Source organism: Desulfocicer vacuolatum DSM 3385 (assembly GCF_900176365.1).
GTDB lineage: Bacteria > Desulfobacterota > Desulfobacteria > Desulfobacterales > Desulfobacteraceae > Desulfocicer > Desulfocicer vacuolatum.
In genome coordinates this window covers 153,615-171,311 of record NZ_FWXY01000011.1, presented here as the reverse complement: position 1 = coordinate 171,311, position 17,697 = coordinate 153,615, and the positions used below count along the sequence as shown (strand labels likewise).

The 17,697-nt window shown below is 44.3% G+C and carries 11 protein-coding genes; 2 read left to right on the top strand and 9 right to left on the bottom strand.

Features of this window, described 5'->3' with window-relative positions:
- On the top strand, nt 1–1,044 hold a 1,044-nt coding region (locus tag B9A32_RS11625), incomplete at its 5' end, for an IS1380 family transposase (protein ID WP_139795804.1).
- Nucleotides 1,045–1,134: 90 nt separating this feature from the next.
- Here the strand turns inward: B9A32_RS11625 and B9A32_RS11620 are convergent.
- From B9A32_RS11620 to B9A32_RS11590, 7 genes are all read right to left on the bottom strand, one after another.
- Entirely contained in the window at nt 1,135–2,265 is a 1,131-nt protein-coding gene (locus B9A32_RS11620) for an AAA family ATPase (protein ID WP_084069587.1), read from the bottom strand.
- Between the two features lie 59 nt (nt 2,266–2,324).
- Nucleotides 2,325–3,932, bottom strand: coding sequence for a type I restriction-modification system subunit M (locus B9A32_RS11615; RefSeq protein ID WP_084069585.1), 1,608 nt, complete (start codon nt 3,930–3,932; stop codon nt 2,325–2,327).
- Nucleotides 3,929–4,939: an AAA family ATPase gene (locus B9A32_RS11610; RefSeq protein ID WP_212637906.1), complete on the bottom strand. Its 1,011-nt coding sequence runs from the start codon at nt 4,937–4,939 to the stop codon at nt 3,929–3,931. The genes B9A32_RS11615 and B9A32_RS11610 overlap by 4 nt, the downstream gene beginning before the upstream one ends.
- Before the next feature lie 86 nt (nt 4,940–5,025).
- Nucleotides 5,026–6,288, bottom strand: a complete 1,263-nt coding sequence (locus tag B9A32_RS11605) for a restriction endonuclease subunit S (protein ID WP_084069581.1) — start codon at nt 6,286–6,288, stop codon at nt 5,026–5,028.
- Nucleotides 6,285–6,791 (bottom strand): hypothetical protein, encoded by a 507-nt coding sequence (locus tag B9A32_RS11600; protein WP_212637905.1) that lies wholly within the window; start codon nt 6,789–6,791, stop codon nt 6,285–6,287. The genes B9A32_RS11605 and B9A32_RS11600 overlap by 4 nt, the downstream gene beginning before the upstream one ends.
- A 33-nt stretch (nt 6,792–6,824) precedes the next feature.
- Nucleotides 6,825–9,818, bottom strand: a complete 2,994-nt coding sequence (locus B9A32_RS11595; protein WP_084069580.1) for a type I restriction endonuclease subunit R — start codon at nt 9,816–9,818, stop codon at nt 6,825–6,827.
- Nucleotides 9,819–9,842: 24 nt separating this feature from the next.
- On the bottom strand, nt 9,843–10,898 hold the full coding sequence (locus B9A32_RS11590) for an AI-2E family transporter (protein WP_084069578.1): 1,056 nt from the start codon (nt 10,896–10,898) through the stop codon (nt 9,843–9,845).
- 286 nt (nt 10,899–11,184) lie between these two features.
- Here B9A32_RS11590 and B9A32_RS11585 point away from each other — a divergent pair, with 286 nt between their 5' ends.
- Nucleotides 11,185–13,122, top strand: a complete 1,938-nt coding sequence (locus tag B9A32_RS11585) for a GNAT family N-acetyltransferase (protein WP_332308510.1) — start codon at nt 11,185–11,187, stop codon at nt 13,120–13,122.
- Nucleotides 13,123–13,284: 162 nt separating this feature from the next.
- Here B9A32_RS11585 and B9A32_RS11580 read toward each other — a convergent pair whose 3' ends face one another.
- Entirely contained in the window at nt 13,285–13,890 is a 606-nt protein-coding gene (locus B9A32_RS11580; protein WP_084069576.1) for a hypothetical protein, read from the bottom strand.
- A 318-nt stretch (nt 13,891–14,208) separates the two neighbouring features.
- Nucleotides 14,209–17,682 carry an efflux RND transporter permease subunit gene (locus B9A32_RS11575; RefSeq protein WP_084069574.1) on the bottom strand — a complete coding sequence of 1,158 codons (3,474 nt, stop codon included), beginning with the start codon at nt 17,680–17,682 and terminating at the stop codon, nt 14,209–14,211.
- Between the last annotated feature and the right edge of the window lie 15 nt (nt 17,683–17,697).

Below are 17,697 nucleotides of genomic sequence, written 5' to 3'. Positions count from 1 at the left end.
CAGCGAATTTGGACGCAACAACCAGCAAATTTCAAAAAAGAGGCTATTTTAAATGTAGATGGCACCATCACCGGGACTTATGGTGAATGCAAAGAGGGGATGGATATTTCTTATAAAGGGATATGGGGTTATGCTCCTTTGGTTGTCTCATTGAATAGAACCCGCGAACCCCTTTACATTGTCAATCGATCAGGAAATGTGCCATCCCACCTTGGATCAGCCCATTGGATTGATAAAAGCCTTGACCTTGTTTGCCCTGATTTTGAGAAAGTGATACTGCGCGGAGATACAGATTTTAGCCTGACCGGCAATTTTGACAAATGGGATGAAAGGTGTACCTTCATATTTGGTATGGATGCCAAAAAGAATTTGATAAAAAAAGCCTGTGATATCTCAGAAACAGAATGGCAGTTATTCAATAAACCTCCGCGGGAGATAAAGACTCAGGAACGTGAAAAACCTGAAAACATAAAGGCCCAGGTAGTAAAAAATAGAAAATTTAAAAATCTTCAGACCGAATGCGAATTTTTTGCTGAATTTGAGTATCAGCCGGGAAAATGCCAGAAATCATATCGAATGATCGCTATCAGAAAAATAATCAATGTCTCAAAAGGTGAGGAACAGCTTTTTGATGATTGTCGATTTTTTTTCTATATCACCAATGACCAGATCAAAACCACGGAATCATTGATTCATCTTTATCGGGACCGGGCAAATCATGAAAACGACATTGAACAGTTAAAAAATGGAGTTCATGCCCTGAAAGCGCCTTCAAACACCCTGAATTCTAATTGGGCCTATATGGTCATAGCCGCCTTGGCATGGGATCTCAAAGCTTGGTATGGAATGTTAATGCCTTACCGGGTTCTGGGAAATCAGATTCTGAAAATGGAATTTAAGCGATTCATCCGTACCTTTATTAATATTCCATGTCTGATTATCAAAAAATCCAGAAAAATTGTCTATCGGATTGTCGGATATAATAATCAACTCAACCATGTTTTCAATTTTCTTTTCCTTTTGAAAAAATTTGAATTTTCATAATCAAGGGATAAACGGACAGCCATTTTAAACGGGTTGAAATGGTGAGTCATAACCCAATCATAGCAAAAGGAAGGCACCAAGTGATCATGATTAAAAATTGTAACACAAATATTTCTCAGGGAGAGTTGCGCTCTTTTTTTTCTTGTTTTTTTCAATTATGCTACAAAGGTATCCTTTTAAGAATATCGAAGCTGTCCGCGATCGAACTTTAATGAACACGCTTGTTTTAGGTTTAGGGGATAACAAAATCACGGCCCAGCACAACATTCGAACCGTACCGTCTGACATGTCGCTCAAATGAAGGCCATGGGCTATGCCTTCAAGGTGCCACTCTATCATGAGCCTCAATCTGCCTGATCGAACAGCTCTGATCTTTCTTGAAGTGGGAAGAATTTTTCTCAATTCTTGATTTATAATTTCTTCAAATGTGAAATCAACTTGGCATAAACTGTCAAAAACTGAGGGCAGATTTTCCCCTGACGGTAAAAGATAGGTTTCAGTATGACCGGTGATCTTAGGTTCTGATTCTCGAATGTCCTTGAGATTCATTTCATTGGCATTGTAAAATCTCCAGCCGGAAATAAAATCCGCAAGTTTTCTGCGAATTTCATACACAGGGGTTTGTTCTGGAGAAAGGGACGTTTTTTCAAGCAATTCCGGAATGGTTGAAAAAAGCAACCTGTTGACCGGTATGGATTCCAATTTTTCAAAATAAGTCACACCGCCGGGGGGGCTGTTATACGCTGATACAACGCCTTTTCCGCTCTCCAAATCATGGGCCTTGTAAAAATAAAAAGGTTGTTCTTTATCCTTTTTCACATCTGGCTGGGAAAGAATTTCACGTTTGATAACAGGGGAGAGGCCTTCTCTTCCTTTAACCAATATATCAAGAATAAAAGAGTACACGGTATCTGGATTGTGGTGCCGGGAAAACTCACACTCAATACGGACAATATCCGGGAGATCAAGGGTGGCATCAATCATCATGCTGTCCCCCAGTTCTATGACCGCTTTTTCAAACTCTGAAAGATCCGAAGCTTGATCCTTACCTTGGATTGTTGACTGACTTATAAAATTTACAACACTTAAAAGGTTGCTTTTCCCCGACCCGTTTGGACCTATCAGAATGTTGAGATCGTTTAAATTCAATCCATCCGGGGCAAATTTTAAATTTTTATATTTTTTTAAATTAATTGTCGATATGACTAATCGTTCATTCATCCAAGCATGCCTCCGAATTTTTTGATTGCCCAGGATAGTGACAAACACCTTTTTTAAAACTAAGGCAACAAAGGTAATCCAAGCTCTTTGAGATATTCATTATGTTTATTCTTGGCCAATGTTATCTCTTTTTCTAAATCAACCAGTTTTGCATGGACTTCATCAAGTTTAATTATTTGCTCTGGTTTAGCCGTGCTGATATAGCGAGATATATTCAGGTTATAATCGTTTTTCTCAATTTCTTCCATGGACACGCACCGGGAATAGCGTTTTTCTTCTTTACGGTGTTGGTAGGTATCCACAATTTTTTCAATGTGCTCCGGCAACAGTAGGTTCTGGCGTTTACCTTTCTCAAAATTCTCACTGGCATTTATAAACAGCACATTATCAGGTTGTTTGCATTTTTTTAACACCAGAATGCACACCGGAATGCCGGTGGAAAAAAACAACTTGGCAGGCAGGCCAATCACGGTGTCGATATTGCCGTCTTCCAACAATTTTCGCCTGATCTTTGCCTCGGCACCGCCACGAAACAACACACCATGGGGCAAAATGATGGCCATGGTGCCTTCTTTGGCCAAAAAGTGAAAACCGTGCAGCAAAAAAGCAAAATCAGCGGCAGATTTAGGGGCCAGCCCATAATTCTTAAAGCGAAAATCTTCCCCCAATGCATCCCCAGGTTGCCAGCGGTAGCTGAAAGGAGGATTGGCAACCACAGCATCAAAATGTTGTTTTTTAGCGGGATTTTCTTCTTCCAGAATATCCCAGTCATTGATTAATGAATCACCGTGATGAATCTCAAATTCCGAGTCCTTCACCCCATGCAGCAACATATTCATGCGCGCCAGGTTGTAGGTGGTGATATTTTTTTCCTGGCCGAAAATCTTGCCAATGCCATGTTGTCCCAGTTGATTACGGACATTGAGCAGCAAAGAACCGGAACCACATGCAAAATCCAGCACCTTATTCAATTTTTTCTTTTTACCTGTGGTGGGATTTTGACTGTCCAGGGTAACAATGGCCGAAAGAATGCTGGAAATTTGCTGGGGCGTGTAAAACTCACCCGCCTTTTTACCTGATCCTGCGGCAAATTGCCCAATCAGATACTCATAGGCATCACCCAGCACATCGCTGCCGGTGGAAAATGCGGCAATGCCCTGGGCAATTTTGGTAATAATGGTACACAGCTTGGCATTGCGATCGGTGTAGTTTTTGCCGAGTTTTTCCGAATCCAGATTGATCTCTGAAAACAACCCCCCAAAGGTGCTGGCAAAGGATTTATTTTCAATGTACTTAAAACCTTCCTGCAAGGTGTGAAGTAACACTTCATCCTGAATTCGTGCCAGTTCAGCGATATTGCTCCACAGAAAATCCGGTTCAATAACATAGTGCACCTTGCGCCGCATCTGCTCCTCAAAGGCGTTGATATCCTCCTGGTTTTCAGCATACCAGATGCTCAAAGGTGAACGCTTATCATCGGCTTTTATTTTTGGGTAATCCCGCCCCAGTTCCTTTTTTGCGGCGGCTTCATAGTTATCTGACAGATACCGCAAAAAAAGGAATGAAAGCATATAATCACGAAAATCGTCCGCGTTCATGGCACCGCGTAATTGATTGGCAATGTCCCAGAGGGTTTTACCCAGTTCTTCTTGGTCTTGTTTAGTCATGATTGATTCTCTTGTGGATTTTGTTCAATAATCAGTTCCGGCAGATCAAAACGATAGCGATTCAGAAAAGCTGATAGGATTTTTTTAAAAAGTTCCTTGGTGTCATCCACCATTTCCCGTGGTTCATAAACAGAATATCCTCCATGGCTAAGCAGGTTCAGCGCACGGGCATACAAAATTTCATCGTCCACACCTTTGATACAATGGGAAAAATCATCAAAGCCAAAAAAGGTGGCGGTTTTTTCAAGGATATTGCGCAACATATTAAAATGGTGGGTGTAGAGTTTGCCCGACTCCGATGCCTGTTGCAGTTCGCTGAGCATGGCAATATGGTTAAAAAAAGGCGTGTCATTAGTTGGTCTAAGGGTATAGGTGTCTGAACCACTCTTTCGATGTAAAAAATATTTTTTATGCCCTAATCTTTTCAACTCGTGGCACATCACATTGAAAAAAAGGCCATGATGAGATGAAATCACCGTCTTTAAGTGCCCTCTGTCTTTTTTGAGCAGTTGTGCCAGATCACTGGCCACGGCAATGGCGTTGTTGTCATCAAGGGATGATATTGGATCATCTATATAAAGATATTTGACCCAGTCATAAGCCCCTAAACCGTCAATGGTCAATTCACAAATCGCCAGGAAAATACACCAGATAAAAATATTTTCTTCACCACGGGAAATTTTGATATGATCCGCATCGCCGTGTGAAAAAGTGATGATCCAGCGTTCATAATCAATGATAAATTCAAAATCAGCATAGCGATGTAAATAAGGTCGAATTTTATTTTCCAGTGCCAGCTCCTTGAATCCGTTAAAAAAATTAGAATCAGCATTGATCTTTAAATAACGCTCGTTATCGTTCTCCAGATCATTGTGCCAATGAAACAGGTCCTCCGTGTAGGCGTTGAAATAGAGCGTATCGCGCTCAATACCCCTTTTTCTTTTGCCCCATTCCTTGAATTCCATGGATATTCGGGTTTTGCCTGTACAGTTATAGGCGTAGAGCAAGACAAAATCCTTATTGTTCAGATCGTCCCGTAGCCTGGTAATGAGACTCGGCAATGTCTTGTATGTATGAATTTTGGGGTTATTGCTCATCCATTAACCTCGTCAGTGGATGGGAAAAGCTGCTGCATCAGTCCTTTTTTATGGAGTTTGAGGGTTTCGAGCTTTTGGGCTTGAGCGTAGATCAATTCATCAAGGGGAACAAGGCAATCGGCGATTTTTTTTTGTTCTTTATTGGTTGGTAATGAAATTGAGTAGGCAGCTATTTTTTTAAGAGTAATCCTTGTTATTGCTTGACCAGAGACAGAATTAATTATAAGTCTTTGAATTTTTTCCGAATCTATTAAATAATATAAAAAATTCTTATCAATCAATAGAGGATTTCCACGAAGTACGGCCACACTAGATAATAACGAGAATTCAATATCGAGATGATTGAGCGCACAATTCCCTGTATTTGCACCGTCTTTTGTTAGTAATACATCATACTTCTTAACTGGACATTTACTGTATATTATTTCATGCTCTTCGGATGAAATATAAGAAATATTGGAAAGATCTACTAACCCATTGCGTATATTTTTAGAAGTTAAATAAAGATGAGATCCAATCTTTGATTTTGGAGAAAAATGGGTTCCATCCATAATTTTAATACACACATCTGCCATTTTTTTTTCCTCCCAAGCTTCCGCATTCTTAAATTCTGGAAAACGTAGTTTGGGGACCGTTTCGCCTTCTGCCGGAAAAAGCTGCTGCATCAGTCCTTTTTTATAAGCCTTGAGAGTGTCGAGCTTTTGTGTTTGGATGCTTATCAGTTCGTCGATGGAAGAAAGGCAGTCGGCAATTTTTCTTTGTTCTATTAGTGATGGCAAAAAAATCGAAAAATTTAGAAACGTATCAGCATGAATACGTTTAGCCTTACGGCTACCGTCAGCTATATCTCCCAATTTTTTATAGAACCTCTTACGTTGCACATACTCCAACAAAAATGTTGGATCAATACCATCCCTTATATCGAAGCAAGGAAGATCTACTGTGGACTCATAGTTATCGAGGTGTGCGGGAATAAGACCAAAGGCTTGATTGAGAAAGTCAAGTTTACTATAAATGAACTGTCCCTTTTTACGACGATAGTATTGTGTGTTTACACTTCCTTTTAGTCCTTCCTTTTTAAAGACTCCTTTGCCCCAAAGTTTTACAGTAATTTTTTTTGCAATATCACCTTTACTGCCTTTAATGCGACTTTCAGTTAGAAACTCATTGATTTTTTTTCCATCCCATCCCCCCATATACCGAAATTCGGGAAAACGTAGTTTGGGGATATTGTGGTGTGTTGTTTTCTTTTGTGTCATTTATCCTCCAACCTGGCTGGATTTTTGATCACTTTTTTTCCTGCTGATACCAAACGACGCTCAACTTTTTTCACATCCTCTGCAGGTAATAAATTTTCCGGACGAATACCCCGATTGAGCAGGGTGTGCCTTACCGCCTGATTATTGGTGACATGCTCTTGGGATATTTGAGGTTCGGTGCTCATACTTTGTTCACGGGCATTGTGGATGGTGATCTCGGTGGCAAAGTCTTTGGCCTTCAAAATAATGGTGGGGGCGAAATCTGCCAAGGGGCGATTATTGGGAACCCGCCATTGTGCTTTCATAGCTCTGGTGGTTTTGCCAAAGAGAGCCTGATCTCCTTTGCTTCGAATCAGGCCAAAATTTTGGAAATTCTCTGTCATCATATAAATAAGGTTGTTTGACATCCGGTAATGCCTCCTTGTCAATCGTTGCTTAAAGCAATGCCATTTTTGCGTCAAGTCTGCCGAAAATAAATTTATTAGCAATAACCTATCCGGCAATATTGCGTATACAACCCGTTTTTCCGAATTTTATCATTCATATGCGTCCAACCCCGAAATTTCACGCCCCTGGGCAAGTTTTTTAAGCAGGGGCATCAAATCAGCCATCAATGCCAGCTCTTTTTTTCTGCGCTCTTTCCAGCCCAGTTCCTGGGGAGAAAGCAGGTCAGTCAGTTGTTCACCGTCAAAAATCATGCGATCCATAATACCGTCCACAAACATTTGGAGTGTATGGATTTCCAATTTATGCATTTTTGAGATTTGCGCCAGTTGACCGGTGAATTGTTCAGCCTTAAAGGCTTCATATCCCTCACGTATGGCTTGCTCACTCAGCCCTTCGCCTGCCTTCAACGTGTCGATATAGGCAATCATCTCCTCACGCTCTTCCATGAAATTGGCAGTGGAGGAGAGCAGGCCGACAAGTTGCCTGCGGGTCATCTTCTGTTTTTGGGGAGTGCCCTGGCTGTAGCGGGATATCAGCCCCATGATATAGTCGTAATCAATCACGGCGGAGGCAAAGAGTACAAATTCAAAATCAAGCTGCTGTATGGGGTCAGACTCGTCTCCGCCCTTGTCTTGCCGGGCTTTAAGCTTCTGGGCAGTATCAAGATATACCCCGCGAAAGGCAAGCATTTGATCTTCGGGTATGACCTGTTCGATGTTGCTGCTTTCTTCCGGAGTCAGATCTGTATATTGATCAAGTTGTGTTTTTAAACGCTGCACTTCCTTAAATGAATTAACAAATTGGGCCCGGGCGTCATCGCCTTTAAGGTTGGCCACCTGTTCCGGTGCACATTCCAGCCCCTGGGACTGCATGAATTCATTCAGGCTGCTGACTGCCTTTTTCAGTTGCTCGATGACTTTGGGAGCGGCATCCACCAGCCAGATTTCTTTGGAACGCTGGGCATCTTCACCGGAGAACAGGGCAATCGCCTCATCAACGGCACTGTCCTGACCCCGAAACTCCAGCACATTGCCATAGGGCTTGGTGTCATTCAACACCCGGTTCGTGCGGGAAAATGCCTGAATCAAACCGTGGTATTTAAGATTTTTATCCACATACAAAGTATTTAAATATTTAGAATCAAAACCGGTGAGAAGCATATCCACCACAATTATAATATCTATCTTTTGACTATGGGCCAGATCGCTGTTCGGGTATTGTTGATCTTTGATGCGCTTTTGTACATCCTGGTAATAAAGATCAAAATTATTAATGTGATGGTTGGTACCATATTTTTCATTATAGTCGGCGATGATCTCTTTTAGTGCTTCTTTCTTTATATTGGGCTCTTCTTCATTGTCTACCCTTTCCTGGGGCAGATCTTCTTGTAACTGCTGCACATCCTTGTTGCCTTCAGCGGGGGGAGAAAAGACGCAGGCGATATTCAAGGGCAAAAAGCTGTCATCTTCTGCCTGTGGTTGGGCCTGAATTTCTTTGAACAAACGATGATACTCAATGGCATCATTAATTGAGGCTGTGGCGAGAATGGCATTGAACTTTTTACATGCTGTGGCACCATGGTGTTTTTTTAAAATGGTTTCCACCACTGCCTGCCGGGACAGGGTGTCGCCGGACTTTGGTTTTACATCGCCTTCACCCTTGAAATAGTCGATATGAAAACGCAGCACATTGCGGTCTTCAATGGCATGGGTAATGGTATAGGCGTGGAGCCGTTTTTGAAAGAGATCCTCTGTGGTTTTAAATGAGGCTTCCCGGCCCTCAATCTGCTGATAACTGGAATTGGTCTCAAAAATCGGCGTGCCGGTGAAACCGAATAACTGGGCATTGGGAAAAAATTCCTTAATTGCCTTATGGTTCTCTCCAAATTGAGAACGGTGACACTCATCAAAAATAAACACCACACGCTTTTTGCTTAACGGTTGCAGGCGTTCCTTGTAGCTTTGCCCCTTTTTGCTTTTATTATCGGCATTGTTCCTGCTGTTTAAGGCAATGCCAAGCTTCTGAATGGTGGTAACAATAACTTTGTCGGCATAATCATTGGAAATAAGACGTTGAACCAGTTTTTCAGTGTTGGTGTTTTCTTCTACACATCCTTCCTGAAATCTGTTGAACTCCTCTCTTGTTTGACGGTCCAGGTCTTTACGATCCACCACAAAAAGGCATTTTTCAATATCCGGATTATCCTTAAGAAGGGTGGATGCCTTAAAAGATGTCAGAGTCTTGCCGCTGCCAGTGGTATGCCAAATATAGCCATTGCCCCGGTTCTGGTGAATACATTCCACAATGGCCTGCACTGCATATACTTGATAGGGGCGCATCATCATGAGTTTTTGTTCGCTGGCAACCAGCACCATATAACGGCTGACCATTTCAGCCAGGGTGCATTTGGCCAGAAAATGCTCTGTGAAGTCATCCAGGTGGACAATTTTTTGATTATCTTCCCCGGCAAATTGATAAACAGGCAAAAAACGTTCATCAGCATCAAAACTAAAGTGCCGGCTATGGTTATTGGCAAAATACCAGGTATTGGCTTGATTGCTCACCACAAAAAGTTGCACAAAGCAAAGCAGCGTATTGCTATAGCCATTGCCGGGATCATTTTTATAATCAACGATCTGCTGCATGGCGCGGCGGGGGCTGACATCCAGGGCCTTGAGTTCAATCTGCACAATGGGCACCCCGTTGATCAGCAAAATTACGTCATAACGATGGAAACTGTTTTGCGTGTTGATACGCAGCTGGTTAACCACCTCAAAGGTATTTTTGCACCATTCCTTGATATTAACCAATGTATAGTGAAGCGGTGTGCCGTCTTCACGCTCAAAGCTGTTCAGGCCGCGCAAAATTTTTGAAACGGCAAACACATCCGAACTGACAATTTGATCCCGCAGCCTTACAAATTCAGAATCCGTTAGCTTAACTTTGTTGAGTGCTTCAAATTTGTCTCTAAAATTGTTTTCCAGTGCATCACGGTCACGGATATCTTTGCGGTAAATGTATTTGAGATCGACCAGATTATTGATCAGTTTTTGCTCAATCTGCTGTTCTTTTGTGGTAGTCATCTGCCTGCCTTGGAGAGTGTAAGTTTACGCATTCTGTTTCCCCATCCACGCCTTAAGAACCGCATGCACCAAGGTGGCAAGTGGAATGGCCAGAAAAAGCCCCCACCCCCCCCACAATCCGCCAAAAACCAACACCGCCACAATGATGCCCACTGGATGAAGACTCACCACCCCGGAAAGAAGCAACGGCACCAGAAGGTTACCGTCCAAAGCCTGGAGAATACCATAGGAGAGCATGAGCCAGGCGGTCTTGGGAACAAATCCCCACTGAAAAAAGGCCACCAAAGCAACGGGCAGAAAAATCACAGCAGCACCAATATAAGGGATTAACACGGAAAGGCCCACAAAAAGGGAAAGCAGCAAAGAAAATTTTAACTGAAAAGAGATAAAGGTGATATAACTCACCCCCCAGACAATGAGAATTTCCCAGATTTTCCCCCGGATGTAGTTAGTTATCTCAAGATTCACTTCGTGCCAGACCTGCTTTGAAAGGTCCCGATTATCCGGCAAAAAGCCCTTTAACCAGTCCAGGATAAGCTCCTTGTCCTTTAAAAAGAAAAAGATCAGCAACGGCACCAGCACCAGATAAACAATAATCACAATAATATTTTTCACCGATGCCAGGGAAAAGGAGAGAATTTGTTGCACCTGATTATAAATTTCCGATGCAATGGAGGTCATGAGATCATCAATCTGTGCCCGGCTGATGAGTTCCGGATATTGTTCTAAAAGCGCCTGGAGTCCCTTTTGCCCTTTGGTCAACATGGAAGGTAATTCCTGGACAAACTGCACCACCTGGTGAGATAAAAGAGGAAAAACCCCCACCACAGTAATGACAAAACAGGTGATAAAAAGGATAAAAACAATGAGAATACCGGCCTTTCTGGGAACTTTTAAATATTGCAGGCGCTGGACAATCCCCTCCAGCAGATAAGCAATGATAACACCTATGAAAACAGGCATCAGCATACTTCCCAGAAAAAAAACCGTGGAAAATCCAACCAACAGCATCACCCCCAGAATAATAACCTGGGGATCTGAAAAATACTTCTCAAACCAGGACCGAAACATCTTTATCATATCTTCCCTCTCAACTCTGCTTTTCCAATGGCTGTCCCACGGGTTGCTCATCCACAGGAATAAGAATTCAGCCATAAATATTTTATATCATAGATATCCGGCAAATGAGAGATTAAATTGTCCCCCTTGCCCATGGGAGGAAATACTGATAAAAACAAAGACATATTAACAAGACCTTTGCCCCACTCAGAACCGATTTAAAATTTGGCAATCATAATACTATATATTATATTGATACTCGCATTTGATTCACAATGGATATCTTAAAATTCCAACCACCATAAAATTGGCAAAGGTCTTAATTAAAAGAGAACATTCAAAGCACCTTGGGGATCTTTCCCAGCAAAGCCATCACAAGGAGTTTGATATGCCCGCCATTAACAGAACCAACTGGGAATCACACCTGGTCTCTCCAGAAACAGTTTTTTCCAAAATAAAACCCGGCATGAGTATTTTCATTGGAACCGGACCTGCGGCCCCCAGAACTTTGATGAAAATGTTGTTGGACGCCGACGAAAACAATATCCGGGATATTGAATTGATTCAGCTCACCGTACAGGGTGATGTCATTCTATCCATTGATAAAATCAATGCCCAGAATTACCGATTGAAAAGCTTTTTTTCAGGATTTGTCTCCTCTGATACCATTGCCTCGGGCCAGGTGGATCTCATATCGGCCTATGCATCCCAGATACCCAAAATTCTAAAATCAGGTAAAATCCCCATTGATGCGGCCTTTATCCAGATAACACCGCCCAATGAAGCCGGTTATTGCAGCCTGGGGCCTGCCGTGGATGTGGCAAGGGAGGTGATGGAACAGGCAAAAATCGTGGTGGGAGAAATCAATGAAGAGGTGCCATTCACCTTTGGCGACACCTTTGTCCCCATAAAAGATTTTGATTTTCTGGTGCGATCCACCCGGGCACCGGTGCTCTATGAACGATTCAAAATCACAGAAGAGATGGACCGGGTGGCAGCCAATGTGGCCTCCATCATCAGGGATGGAGATTGTCTGAGCTTTTCTCACAGCCCCCTTTTTGAAGCGCTTGTCCCCCATCTCACAGAGAGAAAAGACCTTGGAATACACTCCCTTTATTTCACCGATGCCATGGCAGATCTGGTGAAAAGCGGTGCCGTGACCAACTACTGCAAATCCCCTTTCCGGGGAAAATCCCTCACGTCATATGCCCTGGGCTCCCAAAAACTTTTAAAATGGCTGGATCGTAACCCTCTGGTGGATTTCCAGGGAACTGATTATGTGTGCAATCCCCGGCTCATTGCAGAAAATCCACAATTCACAGCCATGTACGAGGCAAGCAAGGTGGATCTTCTGGGGGGGGTCTCCTTTCCTTCAAAGGGTGCGGTTATTACAGGTCCCGGTGAAGTGGTGGATTTTCTCACAGGGGCCGATGCATCAAAGAACGGATGCACCATCATCGGGCTTCCCAGCCGCAACAGTAAAGGAGAAGCCAATGTAATGGTCTCATTGATGGACTATCCCAATCAGCTCAGACTCCGGGAATCGGTTCATATGATTGTCACGGAATATGGAGTGGCCAACCTGAAATGGCGAACCATAAGGGAGAAGGCCCAGGCCATGATAGAAATTGCCCACCCCGATGACCGGGAACATCTTGTTGAACAGGCCAAAAAGAAAAAAATCATTTATCCCAACCAGATTTTCATCAGGGAATCGGCCCATCTCTACCCTTCCCATATATCCACCACCGCTGAATTTAAAGGAGGGGTAAATGTGAAATTCAGGGCCATAAAACCATCTGATGAAGAGGGCATGCGAAAATTATTCTATCGATTTTCAGATCAGATGATTTTTTACCGTTTTTTTTATCTGGTGCAGACCATGAACCACGATAAAATGCAGGAATATGTTAATGTGGATTATAGTAAAGAGATGTCCATTGTGGGGCTGGTGGGAAAATCAGACAGTGAAAAAATAATTGCAGAGGCACGCTTTGTAAAGGATGAAGAGTCCAATTATGGAGAGGTGGCCTTTCTCATTGATGAAGCATACCAGGGAATAGGCCTTGGCACCTATTTATTAAGACTTCTGGTTAAACTGGCCCGGAACCTTAACCTTGAAGGATTAACCGCAGAAGTGCTCCCGGAAAATCAGTCCATGATAAAATTATTTCAAAAAACAGAACACCCACTGGAAAATAACATCGTAAACGGTACCTGTTATATGAAAATGCATTTCAATTAATTTTTATATGAAGTACTCCGTAAATCTGTGGAGAATTTCCTATCTTTGTTGTGGGCAGCACCGGATCAAAATACGGCCTGCCCGTGGCTATTTAACACCCGATTCACCGTTCGGCAGTTAAAAAAACAATCCAAATACCCGGTGGTATCAGGCGTTAAAAAATCAATGCGCCTTAATTTCGTACTCAAATTGATCCATGACTTTATCTTTTTCCACAAGGGCTTTCATCTTAACGGTATAGCTTCCTGCCTGGCTGAACTCCACGTCGGCACCATATCCGCCGGCCATGGCCATACCCATCATTTTTTGCAAAGTGCCATCGGGATTTTCAATGAGAAATCCCACAGTTGCCGTTTTCATGATTTGCCCCCCATGGGATTTAACAAATAACATCAAATGATGTGTGGCCTTCATCTCCGGCATATCCTTCATCCCCTTCATTTTCGCAGCCATGTCTATCAGCTTGTAGGTGAAATGATAGCCATCCACCATGGATGAATGAATGGTATCTCCACCATGGGATGTTTTCCCACCTTCCGAATTCATCTCATGATTGTCATGGGCATTCATATCATGACCTGCATGGGCATTCTTTTCTTTGGCCATATCATGACCGGCATGGCCGTCCATGGCTTTACCTTCAACATTTTCTGTATTCATAGAATCCATGCCATGCCCGGAATGGGACGATGACGCAGCCAGGGTAAATGGGACAAATGCCAAGGCTCCAAAAAAACAAAACAGTGTTATGATCATTATTTTCTTCATGTTCAATCTCCCTTTAAATTAATGTTCTTTTTTTATATGAGACTCTCTCCAAAGATCTGGAATCACAAAATTTTCATTCTTCGTTGTGGGCAGGTCAAATCCCAATATGGTCTGCCCATGGCAGTTATATACAATGCAGCCTCCAAGGCAACCTCAGCAGAGCCGCCCCCCGACGGGCAATAGGAACCGGACAATTGAGCTGTCTACAGTTCCGGTCCGGGCCGGGGGGCAGCGGCATAATACCATTTTCTATATTCGTTGTGTCCCACAGGGCATGCCCGTCATTACAATGGTTTTGTGGAACAAAAGATTACAAAATTAATTTTTCTTCACCTCCCACTGTTTCCATATGAAATAGACTGCAGGAATAATAATTAAAGTTAATATGGTGGAGGATATCAATCCGCCCACCATGGGGGCGGCAATGCGCTTCATCACCTGGGCTCCAGTGGCATTTCCCCACATCACCGGTAACAAACCGATGAGGGTTGTGGCCACGGTCATGATCTTGGGTCGAACCCGCTCCACAGCCCCCTCAATGATGGCACCTGCCAGATCTTTTGGGGTGCGCATGACACCTGCCTGCCTTTGACGATGGAACACCTCATCCAGATACACAAGCATGACCACCCCGGTTTCTGCGGCAAGTCCTGCAAGGGCAATGAAACCCACCACCACGGCCACAGAAACATTATAATCAAGAATAAAGATGAGCCAGATCCCCCCCACCATGGCAAAGGGAAGGGTTCCCATGACAATGACGGCCTCCACAATGCTTTTAAAATGTATGTATAAAAGAATAAAAATAATGACCAGGGTGGCAGGCACAATGATATTTAAGGTTTTTCGTGCCTTTTCCATGTACTCGTACTGGCCGGACCACACCATGGAGTATCCCGGAGGAATGTCAATTTTCTGATCCACCACCATCTTGGCATTTTTCACATAGCTCCCCAGATCCACCCCCCGGATATCCACATAAATCCAGGCGGTTCTTCTGGAATTCTCACTCTTGATACCGGCGGGTCCCTTGTGTATGGCAATGTCTGTCAACTGGGCCAAAGGTACCTGGGCCCCGGTGGAGGTGGGCACCAATACCCGCCGAATACGGTCCATGTCATCACGAAGTTCCCGGTTGTAGCGCAAATTCACAGGATACCGCTCCAGCCCCTCCACGGTGTAAGTGACGTTCATGCCACCGATGGCGGTCATAATAACATCCTGAACATCTCCCACAGTGAGTCCGTACCTGGCAATCTGATCCCTGCGAATCTGAAAATCCAGATAATTTCCCCCGGTGACCCGTTCGGAAAAGGCAGACAAGGTACCTGGGATCTCCCGGACCACGGCCTCTATTTTGGCACCCAGATCGGTGAGTACCGCAAGATCCGGGCCCATGAGTTTAATGCCCACAGGGGTTTTAATACCTGTGGACAGCATATCAATGCGGGTTTTAATGGGCATGGTCCAGGCGTTGGTCAAACCGGGGAACTGAATGGCCCGGTCCAGATCCGATGCCAGTTCATCAATGGTGATATACCGTTCCCTGGGCCACACCATGGAAAGGGGCCATTGTATCCATTCCGGCCAATGGGAGAAAAATCGTTCCACCTCTTTTTTCCGCCATTCATGGAGGATCTTGCCCTTTTTCTCTTCGGGCCAGAACCATGTAAGGGGTTTTTTAAGCCAGGGGGGCCAATGGGAAAAAAATCGTTCCACAACAACACGTTCATATTCCACCCGGGGCCGCAGGGTAATGGTGGTTTCAATCATACTCAAAGGAGCAGGGTCCGTGGGGGTTTCTGCCCTGCCGATCTTCCCCAGGGTATGATGAACCTCAGGAAAACGTTGAATAATTTTATCTGTCTGCTGGAGCAACTCCTTTGCCTTGGTAATGGATATCCCCGGCAGGGTGGTGGGCATGTACAACAGATCCCCCTCATCCAGGGGTGGCATGAATTCACTTCCCAGGCGGGAAAAAGGATACCAGGTTAACACAACAATGATAATTGCCATTAATATGGTTGTTTTTCGCCGGTTCAACACCCAGTGAATCATGGGCAGATAAATCTTTACAAAAAAACGGCTCATGGGGTTTCTAACTTCTGGAAAAATCCGCTGGGGCACCAGACAGATAAGAATAAAAATCCCAAGCAAAAGGGCTGCGGCAAGACTCCAGTCCGGCAGGGTCACACCAATGGTACCGGCAGTAATCACCAGCATTGCCGGTGCCAGGGGAAAAAGATAATAAATCAGACGTTTTTTCACCGGAGCAAGGGTGGCAGGCAGAGGCCTTTCCACCACAAAGAAAGTCATTAATACCGGAATCACCGTCACAGCCAGCACCGAAGAAGCTGCCATGGCAAAGGTTTTGGTATAGGCCAGGGGCTTGAACATGCGACCGGATTGTTCTGTCAGCGTAAACACCGGTAAAAAAGAGACCGTAATGATCAAAAGGCTGTAAAACAAGGCCGGTCCCACCTCTTTGGAGGCTTCCATGATGATCCTGGCATGGGATTTATCTCCGGTGTCCCGCTCCAGATGTTTATGGGCATTTTCCACCATCACCACCGAGGCATCCACCATCACACCTATGGCAATGGCAATGCCGCCAAGGCTCATGATATTGGCATTGATACCCAGGGGATAAATAATCAAAAAAGAGATGAGGATTCCCACGGGAAGGGTAAATATGGCCACAAATGCCGACCTGAAATGCATGAGAAAAAGAATACAAATCAGGGCCACCACCACCATCTCCTCCATGAGTTTGGTCTTTAAAGTCGTAACGGCCCTGTGGATGAGACCCGATCTGTCATACCCGGCCTCTATGATAACCCCCTGGGGCAGTCCCTTTTCAAGATCTTTTAATTTTGCCTTTACCCGGTCAATGACATCAAGGGCATTGGCCCCATAACGCATAACCACAATGCCCCCCACCACCTCTCCTTCTCCGTTCCATTCCAAAATACCCCGGCGAAGTTCAGGACCCATGTGAACAGTGGCAATATTTTTCATGAGTATGGGGGTGCCATATTCATCCACCCCCACAGCAATGCGTTCAATATCCTCCCTGGAGGTGATGTAGCCAAGACCCCGTACCATGAATTCAGTCTCTCCCATCTCCAAAAGCTTGCCGCCAACATCGTTATTGGAACGCTGTATGGCCTTTTTCACCTTGCCAATGGGAAGATTGTAAGCCAGCAGCTTATTGGGATCCACTTCAATCTGGTATTGTTTGACATAACCGCCAATACTTGCCACTTCGGATACCCCGGGAACTGCGGTGAGTTCATATCTGAGATACCAGTCCTGGAGGCTCCTCATCTGCTGGAGATCGTACTTGCCGCTGGTATCCTTTAACACATACTCATAGACCCAGCCCACACCGGTGGCATCGGGTCCAAGGCTGGGGGTGACCCCGGCAGGCAGACGACCGGAGACAAAATTAAGATATTCCAGCACTCTGGATCTTGCCCAGTAAAGGTCGGTGCCATCCTCAAAAATAATATAAACAAAGGAGTAGCCAAAAAAGGAGTATCCCCGCACCACCTTGGCAAAGGGCACACTTAACATGGCAGTGGTCAAAGGATAGGTCACCTGATCCTCCACCACCTGGGGGGCCTGGCCGGAATATTCCGTGTACACAATCACCTGGACGTCGGACAGATCCGGGATGGCATCCACCGGTATATTGACCATGGCAAAGATCCCCCCCAGAATGGCAAACAAGGTGACAAGCATCACCATGAACCTATTGTTCACCGACCATTCAATTATTTTTTCAATCATATTACGCCTCCCCCA

Bases quoted from the DNA above. Each gene is read 5' to 3' on its own strand.
- B9A32_RS11595 (WP_084069580.1), bottom strand. From the start codon at position 9,818: ATGACTACCACAAAAGAACAGCAGATTGAGCAAAAACTGATCAATAAT.
- B9A32_RS11615 (WP_084069585.1), bottom strand. From the start codon at position 3,932: ATGACTAAACAAGACCAAGAAGAACTGGGTAAAACCCTCTGGGACATT.
- B9A32_RS11580 (WP_084069576.1), bottom strand. From the start codon at position 13,890: ATGAAGAAAATAATGATCATAACACTGTTTTGTTTTTTTGGAGCCTTG.
- B9A32_RS11575 (WP_084069574.1), bottom strand. From the start codon at position 17,682: ATGATTGAAAAAATAATTGAATGGTCGGTGAACAATAGGTTCATGGTG.
- B9A32_RS11620 (WP_084069587.1), bottom strand. From the start codon at position 2,265: ATGAATGAACGATTAGTCATATCGACAATTAATTTAAAAAAATATAAA.
- B9A32_RS11605 (WP_084069581.1), bottom strand. From the start codon at position 6,288: ATGACACAAAAGAAAACAACACACCACAATATCCCCAAACTACGTTTT.
- B9A32_RS11590 (WP_084069578.1), bottom strand. From the start codon at position 10,898: ATGATAAAGATGTTTCGGTCCTGGTTTGAGAAGTATTTTTCAGATCCC.